Origin of the sequence: Paracoccus sp. NFXS7 (assembly GCF_040148865.1) — a bacterium.
Taxonomy (GTDB): domain Bacteria; phylum Pseudomonadota; class Alphaproteobacteria; order Rhodobacterales; family Rhodobacteraceae; genus Paracoccus; species Paracoccus marcusii.
The window spans coordinates 710,787-735,351 of sequence record NZ_JAKEKV010000001.1; the positions used below are offsets into that span (position 1 = coordinate 710,787).

Annotated in this window: 27 protein-coding genes; 15 read left to right on the plus strand and 12 right to left on the minus strand. The window is 67.5% G+C overall.

Going from position 1 to position 24,565, the window contains the following annotated elements; genetic code table 11:
* Positions 1-50 precede the first annotated feature (50 nt).
* Together LZ686_RS03490 and ilvN are read left to right on the plus strand one after the other, a co-directional pair.
* On the plus strand, positions 51-1,805 hold the full coding sequence (locus LZ686_RS03490; protein WP_349546994.1) for an acetolactate synthase 3 large subunit: 1,755 nt from the start codon (positions 51-53) through the stop codon (positions 1,803-1,805).
* Between the two features lie 25 nt (positions 1,806-1,830).
* A complete protein-coding gene (ilvN, locus tag LZ686_RS03495; protein WP_045981603.1) occupies positions 1,831-2,391 on the plus strand; it encodes an acetolactate synthase small subunit in 561 nt (186 codons plus the stop codon).
* An 8-nt stretch (positions 2,392-2,399) separates the two neighbouring features.
* Here ilvN and LZ686_RS03500 read toward each other — a convergent pair whose 3' ends face one another.
* Positions 2,400-2,777, minus strand: coding sequence for a hypothetical protein (locus tag LZ686_RS03500; protein ID WP_205963149.1), 378 nt, complete (start codon positions 2,775-2,777; stop codon positions 2,400-2,402).
* Positions 2,778-2,963: 186 nt separating this feature from the next.
* Entirely contained in the window at positions 2,964-3,734 is a 771-nt protein-coding gene (locus LZ686_RS03505) for a M48 family metalloprotease (RefSeq protein ID WP_349546995.1), read from the minus strand.
* 141 nt (positions 3,735-3,875) lie between these two features.
* Here LZ686_RS03505 and LZ686_RS03510 point away from each other — a divergent pair, with 141 nt between their 5' ends.
* Genes LZ686_RS03510 through LZ686_RS03520 form a run of 3 tightly spaced genes read left to right on the plus strand, consistent with a single transcriptional unit; the run spans position 3,876 to position 5,463 of the window.
* A complete protein-coding gene (locus LZ686_RS03510; protein ID WP_042246064.1) occupies positions 3,876-4,121 on the plus strand; it encodes a DUF8831 family protein in 246 nt (81 codons plus the stop codon).
* A gap of 56 nt (positions 4,122-4,177) precedes the next feature.
* A complete protein-coding gene (locus LZ686_RS03515; protein ID WP_349546996.1) occupies positions 4,178-4,750 on the plus strand; it encodes a nitroreductase family protein in 573 nt (190 codons plus the stop codon).
* Positions 4,747-5,463, plus strand: coding sequence for an EI24 domain-containing protein (locus LZ686_RS03520; protein ID WP_232303353.1), 717 nt, complete (start codon positions 4,747-4,749; stop codon positions 5,461-5,463). Before LZ686_RS03515 ends, LZ686_RS03520 begins: the two co-directional genes overlap by 4 nt.
* Here LZ686_RS03520 and LZ686_RS03525 read toward each other — a convergent pair.
* Together LZ686_RS03525 and mce are read right to left on the minus strand one after the other, a co-directional pair.
* The gene (locus tag LZ686_RS03525) at positions 5,420-5,689 is read right to left on the minus strand and encodes a DUF1467 family protein (protein WP_045981605.1); all 270 of its coding nucleotides are present in this window, start codon (positions 5,687-5,689) and stop codon (positions 5,420-5,422) included. The genes LZ686_RS03520 and LZ686_RS03525 overlap by 44 nt on opposite strands.
* A complete protein-coding gene (mce, locus tag LZ686_RS03530; protein WP_042246072.1) occupies positions 5,689-6,093 on the minus strand; it encodes a methylmalonyl-CoA epimerase in 405 nt (134 codons plus the stop codon). Before mce ends, LZ686_RS03525 begins: the two co-directional genes overlap by 1 nt.
* 129 nt (positions 6,094-6,222) lie before the next feature.
* On the opposite strand from mce, the gene LZ686_RS03535 reads away from it, so the two are divergent.
* Positions 6,223-6,957: a response regulator gene (locus tag LZ686_RS03535; RefSeq protein WP_081994695.1), complete on the plus strand. Its 735-nt coding sequence runs from the start codon at positions 6,223-6,225 to the stop codon at positions 6,955-6,957.
* Positions 6,958-6,959: 2 nt separating this feature from the next.
* Here the strand turns inward: LZ686_RS03535 and LZ686_RS03540 are convergent, their stop codons facing one another.
* From LZ686_RS03540 to LZ686_RS03565, 6 genes are all read right to left on the minus strand, one after another.
* Positions 6,960-8,135 carry a DUF1501 domain-containing protein gene (locus LZ686_RS03540; protein ID WP_349546997.1) on the minus strand — a complete coding sequence of 392 codons (1,176 nt, stop codon included), beginning with the start codon at positions 8,133-8,135 and terminating at the stop codon, positions 6,960-6,962.
* Positions 8,136-8,139: 4 nt separating this feature from the next.
* Positions 8,140-9,507 carry a DUF1800 domain-containing protein gene (locus LZ686_RS03545; protein ID WP_349546998.1) on the minus strand — a complete coding sequence of 456 codons (1,368 nt, stop codon included), beginning with the start codon at positions 9,505-9,507 and terminating at the stop codon, positions 8,140-8,142.
* A gap of 65 nt (positions 9,508-9,572) precedes the next feature.
* Positions 9,573-11,348 carry an aspartate--tRNA ligase gene (gene aspS, locus LZ686_RS03550; protein WP_127898926.1) on the minus strand — a complete coding sequence of 592 codons (1,776 nt, stop codon included), beginning with the start codon at positions 11,346-11,348 and terminating at the stop codon, positions 9,573-9,575.
* Between the two features lie 75 nt (positions 11,349-11,423).
* Complete coding sequence (locus LZ686_RS03555) at positions 11,424-12,086, minus strand: CPBP family intramembrane glutamic endopeptidase (RefSeq protein ID WP_349546999.1); 663 nt, start codon at positions 12,084-12,086, stop codon at positions 11,424-11,426.
* Positions 12,059-12,865: a glycoside hydrolase family 25 protein gene (locus LZ686_RS03560; protein ID WP_139598450.1), complete on the minus strand. Its 807-nt coding sequence runs from the start codon at positions 12,863-12,865 to the stop codon at positions 12,059-12,061. The genes LZ686_RS03555 and LZ686_RS03560 overlap by 28 nt, the downstream gene beginning before the upstream one ends.
* Positions 12,866-13,040: 175 nt before the next feature.
* A complete protein-coding gene (locus tag LZ686_RS03565) occupies positions 13,041-13,349 on the minus strand; it encodes a tripartite tricarboxylate transporter TctB family protein (protein ID WP_148912037.1) in 309 nt (102 codons plus the stop codon).
* A 127-nt stretch (positions 13,350-13,476) separates the two neighbouring features.
* Here LZ686_RS03565 and LZ686_RS03570 point away from each other — a divergent pair, with 127 nt between their 5' ends.
* A complete protein-coding gene (locus tag LZ686_RS03570) occupies positions 13,477-14,325 on the plus strand; it encodes a glycosyl transferase (RefSeq protein WP_295170953.1) in 849 nt (282 codons plus the stop codon).
* Positions 14,325-15,137 (plus strand): NAD-dependent epimerase/dehydratase family protein, encoded by an 813-nt coding sequence (locus tag LZ686_RS03575; RefSeq protein WP_349547000.1) that lies wholly within the window; start codon positions 14,325-14,327, stop codon positions 15,135-15,137. The genes LZ686_RS03570 and LZ686_RS03575 overlap by 1 nt, the downstream gene beginning before the upstream one ends.
* 65 nt (positions 15,138-15,202) lie before the next feature.
* Here the strand turns inward: LZ686_RS03575 and cobT are convergent, their stop codons facing one another.
* A complete protein-coding gene (gene cobT / locus LZ686_RS03580) occupies positions 15,203-17,071 on the minus strand; it encodes a cobaltochelatase subunit CobT (RefSeq protein ID WP_148912034.1) in 1,869 nt (622 codons plus the stop codon).
* A 30-nt stretch (positions 17,072-17,101) separates the two neighbouring features.
* Positions 17,102-18,073: a cobaltochelatase subunit CobS gene (gene cobS, locus LZ686_RS03585; protein WP_349547001.1), complete on the minus strand. Its 972-nt coding sequence runs from the start codon at positions 18,071-18,073 to the stop codon at positions 17,102-17,104.
* A gap of 154 nt (positions 18,074-18,227) precedes the next feature.
* Here cobS and LZ686_RS03590 point away from each other — a divergent pair, with 154 nt between their 5' ends.
* The 7 genes from LZ686_RS03590 (at position 18,228) to ugpE (ending at position 24,564) form a co-directional block, all read left to right on the plus strand.
* Complete coding sequence (locus LZ686_RS03590; protein WP_045981615.1) at positions 18,228-18,782, plus strand: sigma-70 family RNA polymerase sigma factor; 555 nt, start codon at positions 18,228-18,230, stop codon at positions 18,780-18,782.
* On the plus strand, positions 18,779-19,483 hold the full coding sequence (locus LZ686_RS03595) for an anti-sigma factor (RefSeq protein ID WP_349547002.1): 705 nt from the start codon (positions 18,779-18,781) through the stop codon (positions 19,481-19,483). Before LZ686_RS03590 ends, LZ686_RS03595 begins: the two co-directional genes overlap by 4 nt.
* Positions 19,484-19,585: 102 nt before the next feature.
* Positions 19,586-20,152: a fasciclin domain-containing protein gene (locus tag LZ686_RS03600; RefSeq protein ID WP_349547003.1), complete on the plus strand. Its 567-nt coding sequence runs from the start codon at positions 19,586-19,588 to the stop codon at positions 20,150-20,152.
* Positions 20,153-20,336: 184 nt separating this feature from the next.
* Positions 20,337-21,338, plus strand: a complete 1,002-nt coding sequence (locus tag LZ686_RS03605) for a DUF808 domain-containing protein (RefSeq protein WP_045981618.1) — start codon at positions 20,337-20,339, stop codon at positions 21,336-21,338.
* A 107-nt stretch (positions 21,339-21,445) separates the two neighbouring features.
* Complete coding sequence (gene ugpB / locus LZ686_RS03610) at positions 21,446-22,759, plus strand: sn-glycerol-3-phosphate ABC transporter substrate-binding protein UgpB (protein WP_349547004.1); 1,314 nt, start codon at positions 21,446-21,448, stop codon at positions 22,757-22,759.
* A gap of 78 nt (positions 22,760-22,837) precedes the next feature.
* A complete protein-coding gene (gene ugpA, locus LZ686_RS03615) occupies positions 22,838-23,716 on the plus strand; it encodes a sn-glycerol-3-phosphate ABC transporter permease UgpA (RefSeq protein WP_349547005.1) in 879 nt (292 codons plus the stop codon).
* Positions 23,716-24,564 carry a sn-glycerol-3-phosphate ABC transporter permease UgpE gene (ugpE, locus tag LZ686_RS03620; RefSeq protein WP_046000989.1) on the plus strand — a complete coding sequence of 283 codons (849 nt, stop codon included), beginning with the start codon at positions 23,716-23,718 and terminating at the stop codon, positions 24,562-24,564. Before ugpA ends, ugpE begins: the two co-directional genes overlap by 1 nt.
* The last annotated feature ends 1 nt before the right edge of the window (position 24,565 follow it).

The window sequence follows — 24,565 nt, forward strand, 5'->3', positions numbered from 1 at the left end:
GGCCGCGACGGGTGCGCTTTGCGGGTGTTTTTGATGGATGGAGCAAGACGATGTCCCGAACAATGACGGGTGCGAGAATGGTGGTCGAGGCGCTGCGCGATCAGGGCGTCGATACCGTATTCGGCTATCCGGGCGGGGCCGTCCTACCCATCTATGACGAGATCTTTCAGCAGAATGACATCACCCATGTCCTGGTGCGCCACGAACAGGGCGCCGTCCACATGGCCGAGGGCTATGCCCGCGCGACCGGGAAACCGGGCGTCGTTCTGGTCACGTCGGGCCCCGGCGCCACGAACGCGGTCACCGGCCTGACCGACGCGCTGCTGGATTCGATCCCGCTGGTCGTGCTATCGGGCCAGGTCCCGACCTTCATGATTGGCACCGACGGCTTCCAGGAGGCCGACACGGTCGGCATCACCCGCCCCTGCACCAAGCACAACTGGCTGGTCAAGGACACGGACAAGCTGGCCGCGACCATCCACAAGGGTTTCCACGTCGCCACCTCGGGCCGTCCCGGTCCGGTGCTGATTGACATCCCCAAGGACGTGCAGTTCGCGACCGGCACCTATGTCGGGCCCAAGCAGGTCGACACCGGCCGCTATCAGCCGACGAAGAAGGGCGATCTGGGCGCGATCACCCGCCTGGTCGAACTGATCGAGCAGGCCGAGCGTCCGATCCTCTATACCGGCGGCGGTGTCATCAATTCGGGTCCCGGCGCCAGCCAACTGCTGCGCGAGCTGGCCGAAGCGACGGGCTTTCCGGTGACCTCGACGCTGATGGGGCTGGGCTGCTATCCGGCATCGGGCGACAAGTGGCTGGGCATGCTGGGGATGCACGGCACCTACGAGGCGAACCTGGCCATGCACGGCTGCGACATGATGATCAACATCGGCGCGCGCTTCGACGACCGGATCACCGGGCGGATCGCGGATTTCAGCCCCGGATCGGTCAAGGCGCATATCGACATCGACCCGTCGTCCATCAACAAGGTCGTGCGCGTCGACGTGCCGATCGTCGGGGACGTGGGCCATGTGCTGGAGGATCTGCTGAAGGTCTGGAAATCGCGCGGCCGCAAGACGAACAGCGCCGCGGTCCAGCAATGGTGGGGCCAGATCGAGCAATGGCGGGCCCGAAAATGCCTGGCCTATCGCCCTAGCGACACGATCATCAAGCCGCAGCACGCGCTGGAACGGCTGGAGGCGCTGACCAAAGGCCACGACCGCTACATCACCACCGAGGTCGGCCAGCACCAGATGTGGGCGGCACAGTACCTGGGCTTTGAAGGGCCGAACCGCTGGATGACCTCGGGCGGTCTGGGCACGATGGGCTATGGCCTGCCTGCATCCATCGGCGTGCAGATGGCCCACCCCGAGGCACTGGTGATCAACGTCGCGGGTGATGCTAGCTGGCTGATGAACATGCAGGAGATGGGCACGGCCGTGCAGTTCCGCCTGCCGGTCAAGCAGTTCATCCTGAACAACGAGCGCCTTGGCATGGTGCGGCAGTGGCAGCAGCTGCTGCACGGCGAACGCTACAGCCAGTCCTGGTCGGACAGCCTGCCCGATTTCGTCAAGCTGGCCGAGGCCTTCGGCTGCGCCGGCGCGCAGGTGCGCGACCCCAAGGATCTGGACGCCGCCATCCAGCAGATGATCGATTACGACGGCCCCTTCATCCTGGATGTGCTGGTCGAGAAGCACGAGAACTGCTTCCCGATGATCCCTTCTGGCAAGCCGCATAACGAGATGCTGCTGGGCGAGGCCGAGACACAGGGCGTGATCGAATCCGAAGGCGCGGTGCTGGTCTGAGACCGGCTGGAAAGAGAGCAGAACCATGAACGCTTTGAACATCCAGAAGGGCATGTCCAGCCATTCGGCCTATGACCTGCGCGATCCGCACGCCCCGCGCGAGGAGAGCCATACCCTGGCCGTCCTTGTCGAGAATGAGCCAGGCGTCTTGGCCCGCGTGATCGGCCTGTTCGCAGGGCGCGGCTACAATATCGACAGCCTGACCGTGGCCGAGGTCGACCACAGCGGCCACCGCTCGCGCATCACGGTGGTCACGCGCGGCACCCCCGAGGTGATCGAGCAGATCAAGGCGCAGTTGGGCCGCATCGTGGTCGTCCACGAGGTCCACGACCTGACGGTCGAGGGGCCGGTGGTGGAACGCGAACTGGGCCTGTTCAAGGTGCGCGGCACCGGCGACAAGCGCGTCGAGGCGTTGCGCATCGCCGAGATCTTTCGCGCGAACGTGGTCGATTCGACGTTGGAGAGCTTTGTCTTCGAACTGGTTGGCACGCCGTCCAAGCTGGAGGCCTTTGCCGATCTGATGCGTCCTCTGGGTCTGACCGACCTGGCGCGCACCGGGGTTGCCGCACTGTCACGCGGCGCCTGATCGCCCCCTTAGCGCGCGGCCCCGCTGCGGGGTCGCGCATAGGTCGTCGCCGGGCGCCGGGTGGACGACGCCACGGATCCGCTTGGCACGGCATCCTGATGCGCCACGACGCGCAGGGCTGGCCGCGACGGCTGCTGTTGCTGCGAATCGGCCAGGATTCGCGGCAGCTGCAGACAGCTTTTCTCCGACAGCATGGTCACGTTCAGGGCATGGCGCAGATTGCCGACGGTCCGGGTTTCCAGTTCGACCAGATCACCGGGCTGGGGCCATTCGCCGGGCCCGACGAAATTCGCGGTTCCCTGCAGATAGGCCAGCGTTGCTTGATCTTCGCACCAGATGATCGCCTTTTCACGCGACCCGCTGCTCCATACGACAACCCCGATCATGGGCGCCCCTTCATAGAAAAGGCGCCGAAGCGCCGGATGGTATCGATTCAAGGATCTGTCTTGTGCAAACCTTTGCCGACTAAAGCAGAAAACCGCCGGTATGCCAGCTTTTTCCTTTCACCACGTGAATTTTATTGCAGCCGGAGGTTGTCGCGTTGCGGCGCAGGCACAACCCCACCACCAGCCCTAGCGGATGCGCCCCGCCTGCACGTCGGCGACCGCGCGGCGGACCTGCGCCAGGCGTTGCGCGCGTGCCGGGTGGGTGCCCAGGACGTGGTTTCCGGGATCGGGGATTCGCTGGAACAGGCCCGAACCAGAGATCGGATCATAGCCTGCGTTCAGCGTGATGATCGCGCCAAGATAGTCCGCCTCCAGCTCCCATTCCTTGGAATAGTAGCGTGCGCCGACCGATGCACCGATCTCCTGCGCGCGGGCGATGGCGCCGGTGTCGCCGCCATAGGCGGAGGCCAGGCTGCCAAGGACGACGGCCGCGGCGGTGGCCGCCCCGGACTTGCGATCCAGGTGGTTCAGGATGTGGTGCGCGGCCTCGTGCCCCACGACAAAGGCGATTTCGTCCGGGTTCTGGGTCTGCGCGATCAGCGACAGGGTAAAGCCCACGACCGGGCGCCCGTTGCGGTCGACGGTCTGGAACGCGTTCGGCTCCAGCCCCGGCCGGTCGTCGACGACGAACAGGAAATCGCAGCTGATCGGCGCGGTGCGGCGGTTCAGGCAGTCCTGGCGGACGGCGGGCTCCATCCGGCGCATCACCTGGACAAAGCTGCGCGCGGCGCCGTCCGGCGTTGCCGCGTGCGGGGCCGACGGGGCCGGCAGGACCGGGACCTGCGGGACGGGCGAGGGCATGGGGGCCGTGCCGGGCGCGGGCAGCGGCGCACAGCCCGCGACGGCCACTGCCGCGATCAACCCTGCCAGCCAGCTGCGCGCCATCATCTGTCCCATCGTCCCTGCCCTGTTGCGCCGCCCCGGCGTCGGCGCGATCCTGTCGGCGCAGAATACCCCCTGCCCGTCCGGCGTAAACCCCGACCGCTTGCCGCAGCCCCCCTTTCACGCGATTGTCGGGCCTTTCCCAAGGAGATTCGGATGTTCACCATCGAACACGACTTCGACGCGACCGTGATCACCCTGATCGACGAGGCCGAGGCCCAGACACGCCCGCTGAACGAGGACGTCGTCATCCTGGGCTTTGACGACCGGGTGATTCTGGAACAGATGAGCGATGACGGCGAAGAGGTCGTGCGCATCACCCTGTCCATGCATCAGCTGACCGAACTGCGCCTTGCGCTGAACCTGCCCGAGGGCAATTACCGCATCGAGAAGGAAGGCTGACCGCCCGCCTGCGGCCAGCCTCTCGGCCACCGCCCCTGATCTTACAGGAGATCCGCATGGACCACCGCAACGACGCCGCCCTGCAGTTTCTGGCCACCCGCCGGTCCCACCCGCCCAAGATGATGACCGGCCCGGGCCCGGACCCTGACCAGCTGGCCGATCTGCTGACCCTGGCGGCCCGCGTTCCCGATCATGGCAAGCTGGAGCCGTGGCGCTTTGTCGTGCTGGGCCGCCAAACCCTGGATGCGATGGCGCCGCGGCTGCGCGACGCGGTCCTGGCCGCGGGGCAGGATCAGGCGGCGGCGGACAAGGCGGCCTCGGCCATGGCGTCGCCGGTGATCGTGGCGGTTGTCTTCTCCCCGGTCGACAGTCCCAAGGTTCCCGAATGGGAGCAGGTCCTGTCGACGGGCGCGCTGTGCCTGGGGCTGGTCAACGCGGCGCTGGCATCCGGTTGGGGCGCCGCCTGGCTGACGGGCTTTGCGGCGCTGGACCAATCCTTTGCGCGGGCGCATCTGGGCATCGCGGCGCATGAGCGCGTCGCGGGGCTGATCCATATCGGCACCCGCGGCGCGCAGCCCCCGGAACGCCCGCGTCCCGACATCGCCGCCAAGACCGAGTGGCGTCCATGATGCCCCTTCGTGCCCTGCTGCGGGGTTGGGCCGACCTGCTGCGCCCATCGGTGCTGCGGCTGGTGCTGCTGGGCATCGGGCTGACGCTGGTGCTGTTCGTGGCCCTGCAGGCGGCGATCTTCTGGGCGCTGCGGCTGTGGCTGCCGGGCGGGGTCACGCTGCCCTGGCTGGGCCAGATCGAGTTCGGTCAGGTGCTGTCCTGGGGATCGCTGGCGCTGTTTCCGGTGATGGGGATCTTCCTGATGGCCCCGGTCGCCGCCGGTTTTGCGGGCCTCTTCGCGGAAACCGTTGCCGAAAAGGTCGAGGCGATCCATTACCCGGACCGCCGCGGCACGTCGCTGGACTTCTTCGACGGGCTGCTGGAATCCGTGGCGGTCGTGCTGGCGGTCCTGGGGGTGCTGGTGATCAGCCTGATCCTGACGCCCTTCATCGGCCCCTTTGCGCCCCTGCTGTTCCTGGGCGCGAACGGCTGGCTGCTGGGGCGCGAGTTCTTTCAGATGGCCGCCCGTCGCCACCTGGACGAAGGCCCGGCCAGCGACCTGCGCCGCGCCCATTCGGCGCGCGTGACCCTGACGGGCGTGCTGGTCGCGGTGGGCCTGGTCATCCCCGTGGTCAACATTGCCGTGCCGCTGCTGGCGGCGGCGGCCTTCACCCACCTGTTCCAGATGATCAGCGGATCCACTGGTCCAGGTTCGAGATATCCGCGCGCGTGATCACGCCGCCCAGGATGATCCACGCCAGCACGGCCCAGATGGCGCTGGTGATGGCCGTGGTCCAGATCAGCTTGCGCCGCCAGTTCACGCCCGACGGCGCGCCCGCATGGGTGCCGGGAATGACCTCCCCGGCATCGGCCTGACTGCGCTGCCCGATGGGCATGACGCAGAACAGGGTCAGGAACCACAGCGAGGCGAACAGAACGATACCGCCGGTCAGGTTCATCAGATTTGCTCCAGTTCGATCAGGCAGCCGTTGAAATCCTTGGGGTGCAGGAACAGCACGGGCTTGCCATGGGCGCCGATCTTCGGCTCTCCGGTGCCCAGGACGCGGGCGCCTTGTGTCTTCATGTGGTCGCGCGCGGCGATGATGTCATCCACCTCGAAGCACATGTGATGGATGCCGCCCGACGGGTTCTTGTCCAGGAACCCGCGGATCGGGCTGTCGTCGCCCAGGGGGTACAAAAGCTCGATCTTGGTGTTCGGCAGTTCGATGAACACCACGGTCACGCCGTGGTCGGGTTCGTCCTGGGGCGGGCCGACAGTGGCCCCCAGGGTGGTCTGGTACTGTGCCGCCGCCGCCTGCAGGTCGGGGACGGCAATGGCGACATGGTTCAGGCGACCGATCATCGTCACATCCTCCGTTTCAGGCGGTTCTAAGCCCTGGGCGCGCCGCGGGAAAGGAAAAGCATCGCCGTTAACCGGTTCTTAGCGAATCGGGGCTTAACTGGGCGTGAAGACGTGGATGGGGACACAGACATGCTGACGGATATCACGGCCGACACGCCCAAGCCCTTGCCGCAATGGCGTTTGTCGCTGCCCAACAGACCGCTGACAGGCCTGACGGTGCTGGTGATCGAGGATTCGCGCTTTGCCAGCGAGGCGGTGCGGCTGCTGTGTCTCAAGTCCGGTGCGCGGATTCGCCGCGCGGATTGCCTGCGGTCCGCGGCGCGTCATCTGCGCAGCTATCGTCCGGCGGTGGTGGTGATCGACCTGGGCCTGCCCGATGGCGACGGGGTCGCGCTGATCGCCGAACTGCATGCCGCCGAACTGCGGGTGCCGGTGATCCTTGCGATGTCCGGCGATCCCGACCGCGCGTCCGAGGCGCTGGCGGCGGGTGCGGACGGGTTCCTGCCCAAGCCGGTCGAGAGCCTGGCGGTGTTCCAGCAGGCGATCCTGCGGGTGCTGCCCGCCGATACCGGGGCGATGACTCTGCGGGCGCTGCCCGACGACGTGATCCAGCCCGACCCCTCGGGCCTGCGCGACGATCTGGCCCACGTGGCCGAGGTGCTGTCCAGCGCCCATGACACGACCGAGATCGACTATATCGCCCGCTTCCTGGCCGGCGTCGCCCGCTCGGCGCACGACCCCGCGCTGGAGGCTGCGGCCACCGCACTTGCGCGCGACTACAACGCGGGCCACGCGCTTGCGACGGATCTGGCCCGCATCAGCGGCATGGTCCAGGACCGCCTGTCCCGCGTGGCCGAGATGTAGGATCAGGCGGTCATCCGCGGATCGGACCCCATGTCCAGTCCAGGAAAGACAGACCCCTCCAGGGTGGCACAATCGATGCCGAACTTGGCGTGCATCGCCCAGGCCGCGTAGGCGCGAATGTCGCGCAGCGGCATCAGGTCGCGCCCGTCGTACAGGTCGCCCTCGGCCAGACCCGGCCAATCGCCCATCATCCGCCCGCCGCGCACGGCGCCCCCCGCCACCAGCAGCGTGCCCCCGGTGCCGTGATCGGTCCCCGCCGATCCGTTCTCGCGGACGGTGCGTCCGAACTCGGTCATCGCCATGACGGTGGTGCGGTCCCAGTTCGCGCCCAGATCCGCCTTCAGCGTCAGGATCGTGTCGGCCAGCCGCCCCAGCATCCGCGGCAGCGACCCCGCCTGCCCCGAATGGGTGTCCCACCCGCCGATGGAAAAGCTGGCGATCCGCGTCTGGCCGTTCAGGCGGTCCGCGGCAAAACGCGCGATCTCCAGGTGGTCCTGTCCCGGCTTGCCTGTGGCAAGGTCCGGCGACAGGCTGGCCACGATCTCCATCGCCTGCGCACTTGCGTCGCGGAACAGCGGGTCATCGTGATAGATGCGCGTCAGCAGCTGCTCGGCCTGCGGGCTGAGGTCCATCTGCGCCTTGGGGGTCCAGCTTTTGGCCGGGGCCTGCCCCTGCAGGATGCGCATCTGCGAGACCCCTACAGAATAGGCGGTCTCCGACGCCTGCCCCGGCATCGCCTGCAGCAGCCGGTTCAGCCAGCCGTCCTGCTGGGCATCCAGGTCCAGGTCGGTGCCAGTGCCGGCCTCCAGCATGGTCTGGCCGTCGAAATGGCTGCGCTTGTCGCGATAGGGCGTCGAGACGGCGGGCGCGAAGGCCAGTTGCCCGGCCTGCCACAGCGGCAACAGGTCCGACAGGCCCGGATGCAACGCAAAGAACCCGTCCAGATCGGTGGCGCCGTGATCGGGTCCAAGCGACAGGGTCTGGCGCAGCCCCCGAAGTGCGGGGTCGCCATAGGGCTGGAACGCGTCCAGCCCGTCCATCGCGCCGCGCAGGATGATGACGACCAGGCGATTGTCGCCCGGCGCCGCCGCGAAGGTCGCCGACGACAGCAGCGGATGCGCGGCGGCCGAGCAGCCGATCAGCGCCGTCGATTTCAGGAACAGCCGCCGAGACAGCATCGCGTCACCTCCGGTTGAAATCGGCCGAGGCCAGGATCAGGGCCACGCCCTCGGCCTGGCTTTCGGCGCGCGGGACCGCCCAGGACAGCGCCTCGGACGCGGTGTCGCCCAAGGCCGCATGCAGCAGTTGCCGCGCGTCGGGCAGCCGGTCGGTCAGCCGCGACGGCGCGCTCAGCGCCCAGGTGATGCGCATCGCCAGACCCTGGGGGCTGGCCCAGGCCGCCTGATCCTCGGGCCAGCCATCGGGCCCCAGGGGGCTGCCCCAGGCCTGCCCCATCGCAGTCATCGGTTGCAGCAACAGACGCTGCAGCTGGCCCGGCTTCATGTCGCGGACCTGCCGCCCGTCTACGCCAAGGCCGCGCAGGGCGGCCACCAGAAAGTCGAAGGGCTGCCGCATCTTCTGGCGGAACTGCTGCTGCAGCTCCGGCGCCTCTGCCAGCGCCAGGTTCATCGCGCCCAGATCGCCACCGGTATCGGCGAACACGGCCGCCAGCCGGTCGACCAGCGGCTGCGGCGGTTCGTCCGCGACGAAATGCACAGCCATCTTGCGGGCGATATGCCGGGCGGTCGCCGGATGGTGGGCCAGGTCGGCGATGACCCCGCGAATGTCGTCCAGACTGGCGCGCCCCCCGCCATAGCGGGCGCCCAGAACCGTCTCGGCCCCCGGTTCGGCCTGGCCGGGACGGAAGATGCCCGTCTGCCGGGGGTGATAGGCCAGTCCGGTCAGCAGTTCGGCCAGCTGCGTCACGTCCTGCTGAGAATAATCGGCCCCCACGCCAAGGCTGTGCAGTTCGATCATCTCGCGTGCCAGGTTCTCGTTCAGTCCCAACGGCTTGTCGGGATTCCTGCGCGCGCGGGCCGAATTGGGGCCAACCGACCGGTCCTGATCCAGATAGCGCACCATCGCCGGATGGGTTTCGGCCGCCAGCATCATGTCGGCGAACCGACCCGTCAGATGCGGACGGATCGCATCCTGGACAAAGGCGTCGGTCATCAGGTTCCAATAGACCGTGCCACCGGTGACGGTGAAATGATCGGCCCAGAACCAGACCAGCCGTTCCCCGAAGCCGGAAGGGTCATCGACTGCCCGCGCGAAACGGTTCTGGATCGCCGCACGATAGATGCCGCCCAGCCTGCGCCGATAGGCGACATCGCGATCGCGGGCGGCAGGATCGCCAGCGCGGGCGGCGGCGCCAAGGTCAAGGCCCTTGTCCTGCCAGGCGCGGACCTTGTCCAGCGTCACGGCCTGCGGGCCGAACCGCGTGGCCGCCGCAACCGATGCCGCCATTCCCGCCGGGTCGGCCGGCGGTGTCAGGCGCGGCGACAGGCCAAAGCCAAGGCGGATCGCGGCGATTTCAGCATAGGACGGCATCGGGCGACAGGCTCCGGCTGGTGCTGCTGTGCAGCATCATGCCATGCCCGCCGCCCGGGGTCAGGTCACTCTTTCGGCAACGCGCGCAGACGCAGGTCACGCATCTGCTCGTTGGTGGGCTCTGACGGGGCGCCCATCATCAGGTCCTCGGCGCGCTGGTTCATCGGGAACATGATGACCTCGCGGATGTTCTGCTCGTCGGCCAGCAGCATCACGATGCGGTCGATGCCCGCGGCACAACCCCCGTGCGGCGGTGCGCCATAGCGGAACGCCTTGACCATGCCGCCGAACCGCTTTTCGACCTCGGATGCCGGATAGCCGGCCAGCTCGAACGCCTTGAACATGATCTCGGGCTTGTGGTTCCGGATCGCACCGCTGATCAGCTCATAGCCGTTGCAAGCCAGGTCGTACTGGTATCCCAACACCTCCAGCGGGTCGCCGTTCAGCGCCTCCATCCCGCCCTGCGGCATGGAGAAGGGGTTGTGGCTGAAGTCGATCTTGCCGTCGTCGGTCTTCTCGTACATCGGGAAATCGACGATCCAGGCGAACTTGAACTGGTTTTCGTCGATCAGGCCCAATTCACGGCCGATTTCCGTGCGGGCGCGGCCCGCGACGGCCTCGAACTGGTCGGGACGGCCGCCCAGGAAGAAGGCCGCATCACCCTCGGCCAAGCCCAGCTGCGTGCGGATCGCCTCGGTCTTCTCGACGCCAAGCGCCTTGGCGATGGGGCCGGCGGCCTCGGTCGAACCGTCCTCGGCGCGGCGCCAGATGATGTAGCCCATGCCGGGCAGCCCCTGCCCTTGCGCAAAAGCGTTCATGCGGTCGGCGAACTTGCGGCTGCCGCCGGTAGGCGCGGGAATGGCGCGGACCTGCGTGCCTTCCTGTTCCAGCAGCTTGGCGAAGATGCCGAAGCCCGACCCGCGGAAGTGATCGCTGACGATCTGCATCTCGATGGGGTTCCTGAGGTCGGGCTTGTCGGTGCCGTATTTCAGCAGGCTGTCGGCATAGGGGATCAGCGGCCAGTCGGCGTCCACGCGGCGGCCGCCACCGAACTCCTCGAACAGGCCCTGGATGACCGGCTGGACGGTGGCGAAGACGTCCTCCTGGCGGACAAAGGACATCTCCATGTCCAGCTGATAGAAATCGGTCGGGCTGCGGTCGGCGCGCGGGTCCTCGTCGCGGAAGCAGGGGGCGATCTGGAAATACTTGTCGAAACCCGCGACCATGATCAGCTGCTTGAACTGCTGGGGCGCCTGCGGCAGGGCATAGAACTTGCCCGGATGCAGCCGCGACGGCACCAGGAAGTCGCGCGCGCCCTCGGGGCTGCTGGCCGTGATGATCGGCGTCTGGAATTCGGTGAAGTTCTGGTCCCACATGCGGTTGCGGATCGACCGGATGACCTTGGACCGCAGCATGATGTTGTTGTGCAGGCTGTCGCGGCGCAGGTCCAGAAAGCGATAGGCCAGCCGCGTCTCCTCGGGATAGTCCTGGTCGCCGAAGACCGGCAGGGGCAGTTCGTCCGCGGGTCCCAGCACCTCGATTTCGGTGGCATAGACCTCGATCTCGCCGGTGGGCAGCTTGGCGTTGACCAGCGACGCGTCACGCATCTTGACCCGGCCGTCGATGCGGATGACGGTCTCTGCCCGCAGCTTGTCCATCGCGGCAAAGGCCGGGCTGTCGCTGTCGGCCAGCACCTGCGTCATGCCGTAATGGTCGCGCAGGTCGACGAACAGCACGCCCCCGTGGTCGCGGACCCGGTGGACCCAGCCCGACAGGCGGACGGTGGTTCCGGCATCGGCGGCCTTCAGGTCGCCGCAGGTATGGCTGCGATAGGCGTGCATGAGCGTTTTCCCCAGTTTTTCAGCCCCCGCACAAAGCGCGGGCCGGGCGGGAAGTCAACCTCTTAGAGCGGGCCTTCAGAACGGCCGCACCACGTTGCCGCTGTAGAAATAGACGCCCATGCCGACGGCGAACAGCACGTTCCCGGCCACCGCGTGCAGCGCCCAGGCCGCCGGAAAGCCGTGCCGCAGATAGGCGCGCGCAAAGAACCAGCCGCCCACGAAGGTCATGATCGCCACGATCCAGGACCAGTACATCAGATGCGCGAACGAAAAGATGGCCGCGTTCAGCGCGATGGCCGCCCGCCCCTGGGGCAGGATCGCGCCGTAGCGGTGAAAGAACAGCGGGCGGAAGATCAGCTCCTGCGGCAGCGCCGACAGGATCGGATAGAAGGTCCAGATGACCAGCAGGAATTCGGGCCGGTTGCGGGGGATCGAGAACAGCGCCTCGGGGCGCATCCAGGCTAGGATCAGCCAGCCCGCCGCCAGCGTCGCCAGCGCGATGCCCGCCAGCTCCTGCCACGGCATCCGCCGCCAGCCCCGCACCAGCACGCGCCAGCGGAACCCGCCGGTGATCCACAGCAGCGCCATCCCGGCCAGGCTGAACACCGCCAGCGCGGTGAACAGCTGATCGGGCGGCAGGAACAATGCGATGGCCAGCGGCGCCCCGACATAGAGCGCCGCGAACTCGACCTGCAGCCAGCGCCGCGGGGCTAGCGAACCAGACGCGCCTGCAGCCATCGCGCCCAATCCGCAGCCGAGCCCGCAAAGGCGTTGATGTCCGTGTCACCGCGGATGCCCGGAACGATGCCCGTGCCGGTATACTGCCAGAACGTCCAGCGCTGGCCCGGGTAGGTGACACTGGGATGATCCGCGACCGATCGCAGCCAGAACTCGGCGTTCATGCGGCCCATCTGGTTCTCGCGATAGAAATCGACGGTGGTGTAGATGATCGGGCGCTGGCCGTAATGGCGGCCGACGATCTGCATGAACACCTCGGCCTCGCGCAGAACCTCGGCGGCCGGGGGGCGGCGGGGGCAGTTGCGCGAATTGGTCCATTCCATGTCCAGGACGGGCGGCAGCGACCCGGCCTCGCGCGGGACGTTCTGGATGTACCAATAGGCGTTCTCGGCGCCCGAGCGGCAGAAATAGTAGAAATGATAGGCGCCCCGCGGGATCCGGGCCTGCGCGGCCTCGTACCAGTAGCGGCGGAAGTTCGGGTCGGCGTGATCGCCCCCTTCGGTCGCCTTGATGAAGGCGAAGCTGATGCCCGCGCCGCGCACCCGGTTCCAGTCGATGTCCCCCTGCCAGCGCGAGATGTCGATGCCGTGCACCGCATGCCCATAGGGCGCGCCGTTGCGCCACTGGTGCGGCGCGCGGTCGCCCAGCTGCGGGTTCGCCCCGGGTCCGGGCGCGACCTGATAGCCGCCGGGCGCCTGCCCCCGCGGCGGCGTCCGTCCGCAGGAGACGGCGAATGTCACCACCGCCAACCCCAGCAACAGCTTTGTCAGAAATTTCATGCCTGCCCCTTCTTCTGTCCGAAGATACCGCCCGCAGCGCTTTGCGCGCCATTCTGTGGCCGTTATCTCAAACCCGTGAGGCAATGTCATCGGCCCAAGCCGGTCACGGTTGCGTCAGAAGAACGCCCGGACCGTTTCGGGTCCGGGCGCAGGAAACGTGGAATGTAGGCGCGGCTCAGTTCGCGGGGGCGGGGGCGTCGTCGCCTGCGGGCCGGTCGGCGGTGCCGGTGGGGGCGGTGGTGCCATCGGCCGGGGTATCCGCGCCGGGCGTGGTGGGTTCGCCGACATCCTCGCCCAGACCCTCGGCATCGCTGATCGGCGTGTCGGCGGGCGGGGCGGTCGTGGCGATGCCGTCTTCCTGTTCGTCCACGCCAGGCGTGAAGACGAAGAACACCAGTGCCGCCACGACCAGCGCGACGATGATGGCGATGATCGCGGGCTTGTGGTTGCGCGCGGCTTTTTCCGGCTCGTGGTTGTGGGACATGGGATCACTTTCCTGTTGGACTCGCAAGGAAACGTGGCCGGGGGTGGGCGGTTCCGCAACAGCTTGGCAAACCCCGCGCCCGTCTGCCATGAAGGCCCGACACCCGCCCCGATCAGGACCCGTGCCGATGACCGATCCCACGCTGCCCCCCGGACTAGTCGCGGACGGCCCTGCGACAGCACGCCGCGCCTTCGTCACCCTGGTCAGCAATGCCGCCTACCTGCCAGGCGCCGAGGCGCTTCTGCGTTCCCTCAGGCTGACCGGGACCTCCGCCGATCTGGCGGTGATGCATCGCGGCCTTGATGCGGATGCGCTGGCGCGCCTGTCCGCGCTTGGCGCCCGGCTGATCCGGGCGGACCTGCTGCCCACGTCGGACGCCTTCGACCAGGCCCACGCCCGCGACGCGCTGCATGCACGGGCCGCATTCCTCAAGGGCGGAAAGCCGGATTTCCATACCCCCTTGGACAATTTCATCAAGCTACGGCTGTGGCAGCTGGACTACGACGCCTGCGTCTTCATCGACGCCGACGCGATCGTGCTGCGCCCGGTCGACAAGCTGTTCGATTTCCCGGAATTCTGCGCCGCGCCTAATGTCTATGACGGGCTGGACGGGTTCGGCCGGATGAATTCGGGCGTCTTCACCGCACGCCCCGATCCCGCGACGTTTGCCGCGATGATGGCCCGTCTGGACCGGCCGGGCGCCTTCTGGCGGCGCACGGATCAGACCTTCCTGCAAGAGTACTTTCCCGACTGGCAGGGGCTGTCGATCCACCACAACCTGCTGCAATATGTCTGGACGCACATGCCGCAGCTTTGGGACTGGACCCAGATCCGCATCCTGCATTTCCAGTACGAAAAGCCTTGGCAGGATCACCCCAAGGCCGACAGTCTGCGCCCGCTGATCGACCTCTGGCGCCAGATCGCGGCAGGCGGACCCCTACCCGACCTGAACGCCCTGCCCGGCCCGCCCGTCTGATGCGCGTGGCCCTGACCGGCGCGTCCGGGATCGTCGGTCGCTATGCCGCGCGCGCCCTTGGCCGGGCGGGCCACGACGTCACGCCCCTGGACCGGGCCCATGGCTGGGCGTTGGGCGACCCTGCGCCGCTGCAGGGCCATGACGCCCTGATCCACTGTGCCTTCGCCCACGCGCCGGGCCGCTATCGCGGCGGAGAGGGTGATGACCCCGCGGCCTTCATCGCTGCCAACCTGGACGGCACGCGTGCCCTGTTCGATCAGGCCGTGCGGCAGGGGGTCGGGCGGGTGCTGTTCCTGTCCTCGCGCGCGGTGCATGACGGTCATCCGCCGGGGATGCGCCTGCCCGACGACCTGCCCGCCGCGCCGACCACACTCTACGGCCAGGTCAAGGCCGGGGCAGAGGCGCATCTGACATCGCTGCCGCTGGCGGGCTGCGCGATCCGTGCGACCGGCGTCTATGGTCCTGGCCCGGCGCATAAATGGCGGACGTTGTTCGCCGATTACCTGTCCGGTCGCCCCATCGCCCCGCGCATCGCGACCGAGGTCCACGCCGCCGACCTCGCCCGGGCGCTGGTCCTGCTTCTGTCGACGGGGGTGCTGCCATCCACCGTCAACTGCAGTGATCTTGTGCTGGATCACCACGACCTACTGGCGATCGTCCGCGACGCCACCGGCAGCCGTCACCCGTTGCCCCCGCGTGCCGATGCATCACGCCTGCGCGTCCCGGACTGCACCGCACTGATCGGTGCCGGATGGCAACCCGGGGGTGATCGCCTGCTGCGCCACACGATCCGTCGATTGCTGCGGGACTAGGTCACGGATCAGCGATGCCTTCGGGGGGTCCGGGGGGCGGCGCCCCCCGGCGTCGCGGGACGCAATCAGCCTCGCCGGATCGACGCCATGCCCAGCACCCGCGCCCGCTTGCGCGGATCGCTGTCGAACAGCGCCGCCAGCTGCTCGGTGATCGCCCCGGCCAACTGCTCCGCATCGGTGATCGTCACGGCCCGCTGGTAATAGCGGGTGACGTCATGGCCTATGCCGATCGCCAGCAACTCGACGGCGCGGCGCTTCTCGACCATCGCGATCACGTCACGCAGGTGGCGTTCCAGGAAGTTGGCAGGGTTGACCGACAGGGTGCTGTCATCGACCGGCGCGCCGTCCGAGATCACCATCAGGATCTTGCGTGCCTCGGGGCGGCGGGTCAGGCGCTTGTGCGCCCATTCCAGCGCCTCGCCGTCGATGTTCTCCTTCAGCAGCCCCTCCTTCATCATCAGCCCCAGATTGGGACGGACGCGGCGCCAGGGCGCATCGGCGGACTTGTAGACGATGTGGCGCAGGTCGTTCAGGCGCCCGGGCTGGGCCGGACGGCCCGCGGCCAGCCACGCCTCGCGCGACTGCCCGCCCTTCCAGGCGCGCGTGGTAAAGCCCAGGATCTCGACCTTGACGTTGCACCGCTCCAGCGTGCGGGCCAGCACGTCGGCGCAGATCGCCGCGATGCTGATCGGACGCCCGCGCATCGACCCGGAATTGTCGATCAGCAGCGTCACGACCGTATCGCGGAACTCGGTGTCCTTCTCGATCTTGAAGGACAGCGGCATGGTCGGGTTCGCCACCACACGGGCCAGGCGGCCGGCGTCCAGGACGCCCTCCTCCTTGTCGAACTCCCAGCTGCGGTTCTGCTGGGCCTGCAGGCGGCGCTGCAGCTTGTTGGCCAGGCGGCTGACGGCCCCGCGCAGGGGCTCCAGCTGCTTGTCCAGATAGGCGCGCAGGCGCTCCAGCTCGGCGATGTCGGCCAGATCCTCGGCGCGGATCTCCTCGTCCCAGGTCTGGGCGAAGACGCGGTAATCGGGGCTGGCCTCGCTGACGGGGGGCGGCAGGTCGGGCGGGCTGTCCTGATCGGGCATCTCCGCCTCGTCCGCCATCTCGTCCTCGGCGGTGTCGTCCATGCCGACCTGGGCCTGGCGCTCGTCCTGGGTCTGCTCCTGGCTGCGCTCGGGGCTGGCGTCGCTCTCCTCGCTGTCGTCCTGATCCTGCGATTCGCTGTCGCCGGATTCCTCGTCCTGCTCGGCGTTCTCGTCGCTGTCGTCATCCTCGGGCTGGTCCGGATCCTCGCCCAGCTGGTCGCCATAGCCCAGGTCGGTGATGATCCGCCGCGACAGCCGAGAGAACGCGGCCTGATCCGCCAGCGCGTCGTTCACGTCCGCCAGCGCCCCCGAGGCCTGGCTCTCGACAAAGGGCCGCCACAGGTCGGCGACATGCTGCGCGCCCGCGGGCAGCGCACGCCCGGTCGCCGCCTGGCGCAGGATGTAACCCGCCGCCACCGACAGCGGCGCATCGGCCGGGGCCTTGATCTGGGCATAGCCCTTCTTGTCGGCCTCGGCGCCGATCTTGGCGTCGATGTTGGACAGCGCCCCCGGCATGTCGCGCGCGCCAAGCGCCTCGCAGCGCGCGGTCTCCAGCGCCTCGTACAGCTCGCGGGCCATGGGGCCCGCGGGGGAATAGCGGGCATGGGTGCCCGCATCGTGGTGGCGCATCCGCATGGCCAGCGCGTCGGCCGTGCCGCGCGCCAACAGCACCTCGTCGCGGCCCATGCGGCGGCTGATCTGCGGCAGGCGCATCGTGTCGCCCGCAACCCCGGCCGGGTCCGCGCTGAAGGTCACGTTCAGTTCGTGTTCGCCCGCCAGCGCGCGCGTCGCCTCGGTCAGGGCCTTCTTGAACGGGTCGGCGGGGTTGTCGGATTTCTTCATCTGCGGATGGCCCCCTTGGCCGCGCGGGCCTCAGCCCGCCTTGGCGGCTGCGCTTTCCGACAATTCCTCGTCGAACAGGCGCTGATAGAACTCTGCCACGGTCTGGCGCTCCAGCTCGTCGCATTTGTTCAGGAAGGTCAGGCGGAACGCGTATCCCACGTTGTCAAAGATGCGCGCGTTCTGCGCCCAGGAAATGACCGTGCGCGGGCTCATGACGGTGGACAGGTCGCCCTGCATGAAGGCAGTCCGCGTCAGATCGGCCAGCGTCACCATCTGGTTGATGGTCTTGCGGCCCTTCTCGGTGTTGTAATGCGGCACCTTGGCCAGCACGATCGCGGCTTCGGCGTCGTGACGCAGATAGTTCAGCGTCGCGACCAGCGACCAGCGGTCCATCTGGCCCTGGTTGATCTGCTGGGTGCCATGGTAGAGGCCGGTCGTGTCGCCCAGGCCCACCGTGTTGGCGGTGGCGAACAGGCGGAAATAGGGGTTCGGCGTGATGACCTCGTTCTGGTCCAGAAGCGTCAGCTTGCCGTCGGCCTCCAGCACGCGCTGGATCACGAACATCACGTCCGCGCGGCCCGCGTCGTATTCGTCAAAGACGATCGCGGTCGGGTTCCTCAGCGCCCAGGGCAGGATGCCCTCGTGGAACACGGTGACCTGCTTGCCGTCGACCAGCTTGATCGCGTCCTTGCCGATCAGGTCGATCCGGCTGACATGGCTGTCCAGGTTCACGCGCACGCAGGGCCAGTTCAGGCGCGCCGCGATCTGTTCGATATGGGTGGACTTGCCCGTCCCGTGATAGCCCTGGACCATGACGCGGCGGTTGTAGGCAAAGCCTGCCAGGATCGCCATCGTCGTGTCGGGATCGAACTTGTAGGTGCTGTCGATCTCGGGGACGCGATCCGTGCGGTCGGCAAAGCCCTTGACCTTCATGTCGCTGTCCAGACCGAACACCTCGCGCAGGTCGATCTCTTCGGTGGGTTTCGCGTTCATGTCCAGCATCGGCCCTAGCCCTTTCCATCACATCGGCGCATTGATCGCGCATTCGGGCAACGGGTGCAAGGCACGGCGCGGGCGGCCGCCACCCCGTGCGCGCGTTGACGCGCGAGGGTGTGCTTCATAAGGTGCCCACAACCCTTGGAAGGATGCCCCGGTTTTGACAGACGCACGCCGTTCCGAACTGGAAACCCTGATCGCCCGTACCGCTATGGGTGATCGCGACGCCTTTGACCGCCTGTACGACGCGACATCGGCCAAGCTGCACGCCGTGTGCCTGTCGGTCCTCAAGGACCGCCCCGAGGCCGAGGAGACCTTGCAGGAGGTCTATATCCGCGTGTGGCAAAGCGCCGCGCGCTATGCCTCGAACGGGCTGTCGCCGATGACCTGGCTGATCACCATCGCCCGCAACCGATCCATCGACAGGCTGCGTGCCCGCGGATCACGACCGGTGACCGCGCCCGAAGATGCCGCGGCCTTCGTCGCCTGCAGCGCGCCGGGTCCCGAATCGGCGACGATCATGGCCCAGGAACGCCGCATGCTGGACGACTGCCTGGCCAGGCTGGCCGAGGCGCAGGCGGGCGCCGTGCGTGCCGTCTACCTCGAGGGGGTCAGCTATGCCGACCTGGCCGCGCGTGAGGGGCTTCCCATCAACACCGTGCGCAGCTGGCTGCGCCGCAGCCTGCTGCGACTGAAGGATTGCGTAAGCCAATGACCGACGACGCCCCGCTGACCCCGTCCCAGGAAGACCAGGCGCTGGCGGCCGAGCTGGCGCTTGGCCTCCTGGACGGACCCGAGGCCGCCGCCGCGACGGCCCGCATGTCCACCGACCCGGATTTCGCCCACATCGTCCACGACTGGTACGAACGCATGGCCGGCATCGCCGAGGCGCTGACCCCGGTCATGGCCCCTGCCCGCGCGCGCCAGGCGATCCGCGAACGGTTGGGCCACGTCACCCCGCCCCTGGCCAACGACCCGACCGAACGGCGGGCCTGGTGGCGCGGTCCGATGGGCGCGCTGGCCGGGTTGCTGGCCGTCGCCGCGACCGCCGCGTTCCTGTGGCTGCCCGGGCTGCAGCAGCCCGCCGCCCCCGCCTATCAGGCACAGCTTGCGACCCAGGATCAGGTCCTGCGCGTCGCTGCCCGCATCGACGGGCGCGACATGGAGATCGCGCTGGAAAGCGGCGCCGCCCCTGATGACCGCGACTGGGAGATCTGGTGGGTAAAACCCGACGGCTCGGCCCCGGTATCGATCGGGCTGGTCCCGCGCGACGGCACCCTGCGCATGACGCTGCCGGATGGACTGGACCCCTCGGCCGACATCCAGATCGCGCTGTCGGACGAACCGGCGGGCGGATCGCCGACCGGCCAGGCGACCGGGCCGGTGGTGGCCATTGCACCGCTCACGTCCTTGTGATCGCGGATTGACCGGGGGGTTGCGCAACTAACCCGCGCCTGCCGCGTGTTTGGTACTGTCGGGCGCAGAAATGCCGCCCAGAACCAAAACCGGAGGAAGTCCATGACCACCCGCTTTACCAAAGTCGGCGCTTCGATCATCGCTGCCACCATCGCGCTTGGCGCACCGGCCTTTGCCCAGAACACCATGGTGGGCGGCGCCGAGATGTTCCCGAACCGCAACATCGTCGAAAACGCCGTGAACTCGGCCGACCACACCACGCTGGTCGCCGCCGTGCAGGCCGCGGGCCTGGTCGAGACGCTGTCGGGCCCCGGCCCCTTCACCGTCTTCGCCCCCACCAACGCGGCCTTCGAAAAGCTGCCCGACGGCACCGTCGAGGACCTGCTGAAGCCCGAGAGCCTGCAGACCCTGCAGACCATCCTGACCTGCCACGTCGTCCCGACCGAGGCGATGTCGTCCGCCGTGGGCCGCATGATCCAGCAGGGCGGCGGTTCGGCCCAGCTTGAGACCGTGGGTGGCTGCACGCTGACCGCCAGCATCCGCGCCAGCGACAATGCCCTGCAGATTACCGACGAGAACGGCAACGTCGCCACCGTGCTGATCCCCGACGTGGACCAGTCGAACGGCGTGATCCACTCGATCGACACCGTGCTGCTGCCGGCGTCCTAAGACGCCCCGCAGGACCTGCCGTCCCCCGACAGGCAGGTCATGGCCCGCGCAGTCCCCTCTGCGCGGGCCTTTTTGCATGCCGATCCGTGAGTGATGGTGAAACCGCTTGCCTCGACGCGCGTTGCCGGGTGCTGATGGGCTGCGGCGCGGCGCCGCATCGGGCCAATTTCCGAAGGGACACTGCATGAGCGGGTTGATCGCGCTTCTTGACGACGTAGCGGCAATTTCAAAGGTGGCGGCGGCATCGATCGACGACGTGGCGGGCCAGGCGGCCAAGGCGGGCGCCAAGGCCGCGGGCGCGGTCATCGACGACGCGGCGGTGACGCCGAAATACGTCCACGGCTTCGACGCCAGCCGCGAGATCCCCATCGTCTGGAAGATCGCCCGCGGATCGCTGTTCAACAAGCTGGTGATCCTGCTGCCGGTCGCGCTGCTGCTGTCGGCCTTTGCGCCTTGGGCCATTCCGCCCCTGCTGATGCTGGGCGGCGCCTATCTGTGCTACGAGGGCGCGCACAAGGTCGCGCACCTGTTCCACAAGACCGACACCCATGACAGCGAAAAGCACACCCATCCCGACACCGACGGTGCCGCGCTGGAGGAGGCCCGCGTCGCCGGCGCCATCAAGACCGACTTCATCCTGTCGGCCGAGATCATGACAATCGCCCTGTCCACCATCCCGACCGACGACAGCCTGCTGATGAAGGCGGTCATCCTGGCGCTGGTCGCCGTGGCGATCACCGTCGCGGTCTATGGGTTCGTGGCGCTGGTGGTGAAGGCCGACGATGTCGGGGTGCACCTGGCACAGCGCCGCACCGGCGCCGTCGCCGCCCTGGGCCGCGGCATCGTCAAGGTCATGCCCGGCTTCATGAAGACGCTGACCGTGGTCGGCACCGCCGCGATGATCTGGGTCGGCGGGCAGATCATCGTGCACGGCCTGGAGCAGCTGGGCTGGGGCGCGCCCTATCACCTGATCCATGACTGGGCCGAGGCCGCCGCCGCCGCCGTGCCCGCGGCCCCCGGCGTGGTCGCATGGGTCGTCACCGCCTTCTGCGACGGCGTCATCGGCCTGATCCTGGGACTGGCCCTGCTGCCGGTGGCGACCAAGGTCATCAACCCGATCATCGGCGCGGTGATGGGGGCATTCGCGCAACTTCGTAAAAAACCGAACGCCAACGAAACCCGTTGACCCAAACCTCCCGACGTCACAAGACTGTCACATGAGCGTTGCGATGCTGTCGTGAACTGCCGATAGGCGGGGTCAGCATCGCAACTCTGTAAGGGAGGGAAGACAACATGATCCGATACGGAACCGCATCCGCGGTGGCGCTGGTGGCGTCGCTGACTGCCGCGCAGGCAGAAACGAACATCGAATGGTGGCACGCCATGGGCGGCGAGCTGGGCGCGAAGCTGGAAGAGATCGCCCAGGGCTTCAACGACAGCCAGGATGAATACACCGTCACCCCCGCCTACAAGGGCACCTACCCCGAGACGATGACCGCCGCGATCGCCGCGTTCCGCGCGAACCAGCAGCCCGCCATCGTCCAGGTGTTCGAGGTCGGCACCGGCACCATGATGGCCGCCCAAGGCGCCATCGTCCCGGTCCACGAACTGATGGAGCAGCACGGCCAGGCCTTCGACCAGGCGGCGTTCCTGCCGGCCGTCGTCGGCTATTACACCGATTCCGACGGCAACATGCTGTCGATGCCCTTCAACAGCTCGACACCGATCCTGTACTACAACAAGACCGTGTTCGAGAAGGCGGGCCTGGACCCGAACACTCCTCCCAAGACCTGGGCCGAGCTGGAGCAGTTCAGCAAGCAGATCATGGAATCGGGCGCCGCGACCTGCGGCTTCACCACGCAATGGATCAGCTGGGCCCAGACCGAGAACCTGTCGGCCTGGCACAACCAGCCGATCGGCACGCTGGAGAATGGCTTTGGCGGTCTGGACGCGCGCCTGTCGCTGAACGGTCCCGTTCAGGTCAAGCACTGGGACAACCTCAAGCGCTGGTCCGACGAAGGCATCTTCAAGTACGGCGGCCCGGTGGGCGCCGACAACGCGGCCCCGATGCTGTACTCGCAGGAATGCGCGATGATGATGGGCAGCTCTGCCAGCCGTGCAGGCGTCATCGCCAACTCGACCGCCTACGAGGTCGGCTATGGCATGCTGCCCTATTACGACGACGTCGAGGGCGCGCCGCAGAACTCGATCATCGGGGGCGCCTCGCTGTGGGTGCTGTCGGGCAAGACGGACGAGGAATACGCGGCGACCGCGGCGTTCTTCGACTACCTGACCCAGCCCGAGGTGCAGGCCGATTGGGCGTCCTTCACCGGCTACCTGCCCATCACCGCCGCCGCGCGTGAGCAGATGGCCGGCTATTATGCCGAGAACCCCGGCGCCGACACCGGCATCAACCAGATCACCCTGAACGAGCCGACCGAGAACTCCAAGGGTCTGCGCTTTGGCAGCTATGTCCAGATCCGCGGCATCATCGACGAAGAGTTCGAACAGCTTCTGTCGGGCGACAAGGACGCGCAGGGCGCGCTGGACGCGGTCGTCAGCCGCGGCGACGCGCTGCTGGAAGAGTTCCAGGCGCAGAACCAGTAACCGCCCCACCTCCTTCGGCCGGGGCCGCGCATCACGCGCGGCCCCGGTCTTTTCCCGTTTTCGCCCCAAGGTCCCGCGATGAAGCGCACCATTTTCCGAAACCAGCTGCTGCCATGGCTGCTGCTGGCCCCCCAGCTGATCATCACCTTCATCTTTTTCCTGTGGCCCGCCGGTCAGGCCATCCGTCAAAGCTTTCTGCGCGAGGATGCCTTCGGCACCCGGACGACCTTTGTCGGACTGGAGAATTTCGCCCGCCTGTGGGGCAGCCCCGAATATCTCAACAGCCTGCAGGTGACGGCGGTCTTCGCCATCTCGGTCACGGTGCTGTCGATGGGGCTGTCGCTGCTGCTGGCGATCGCGGTGGACCGGATGATCCGCAGCACGCGTGTCTATACGACGCTGCTGGTCTGGCCCTATGCGGTGGCGCCTGCGGTCGCGGGCATCCTGTGGTGGTTCATCTTCAACCCGACCATCGGCATCATGCCCTATCTGCTGGGGGGCTTGGGCTATGACTGGAACCACATCCAGGACAAGGGCGACGCCATGACGCTGGTCGTGATCGCCAGCGCGTGGAAACAGATCAGCTACAACTTCCTGTTCTTCCTGGCAGGGCTGCAGGCGATCCCGGCCAGCCTGCGCGAGGCCGCGGCCATCGACGGGGCGGGTCCGGTGCGGCGGTTCTTCGACATCACCTTTCCGCTGCTGTCGCCGACGACGTTCTTCTTGCTGGTGGTCAACATCGTCTATGCGATGTTCGACACGTTCGGCGTGATCGACGCCACGACCGAGGGCGGCCCGGCACAGGCCACCAACATCATGGTCTACAAGGTCTATTTCGACGGCTTCGTCGGGCAGAACCTGGGCTCGTCCGCCGCGCAGTCGGTGGTTCTGATGGCGCTGGTCCTGGTGCTGACGGTGATCCAGTTCCGGTACGTTGAGAAGAAGGTGGCCTACTGATGATCGAGAACCGTCCCTTCCTGAACCTGGCCGCCCACCTGACGCTGATCCTGGGCGTCTGCGTCGTGGCGCTGCCGGTCTGGGTGGCCTTCGTGGCCTCGACCCACAGCGCGACCGCCTTCATGTCGGGCACCATCCCGATGTGGCCGGGCGACCAGATGATCCAGAACTACAGCCAGATGCTGGGCGCGGGCGTGTCCACCAGCGGCACGCCCCCGGTCGGCGTGATGATGTTCAACAGCCTCGTCATGGCGCTGGCCATCGCCATCGGCAAGATCGTCATCTCGGTTCTGTCGGCCTTCGCGGTGGTCTATTTCCGCTTTCCGCTGCGCGGCCTGGCCTTCTGGTGCATCTTCATCACGCTGATGCTGCCGGTCGAGGTGCGCATCGTGCCGACCTTCCAGGTGGTCGCCGACCTGGGCATGCTGAACAGCTATGCCGGCCTGTCGATCCCGCTGATCGCGTCGGCCACGGCCACGTTCCTGTTCCGCCAGGTCTTCCTGACCATCCCGGACGAACTGACCGAGGCCGCCCGCATCGACGGCGCCGGGCCCATGAAGTTCTTTCGCGACATCCTGCTGCCCTTGTCGCGCACCAATATCGCAGCCCTGTTCGTGATCCTGTTCATCTATGGCTGGAACCAGTATCTCTGGCCGCTACTGATCACGACCAGTTCGGATTATTACACCATCGTTGCGGGGATCAAGCGCATGGCGGATGCCGTGGACGGTCTGCCGCAATGGCACCTGGTCATGGCGACCGCGATGCTGGCGATGATCCCACCCGTGATCGTGGTGGTCGCCATGCAGCGCCTGTTCGTCAAAGGTCTTGTCGAGACGGAGAAATAAG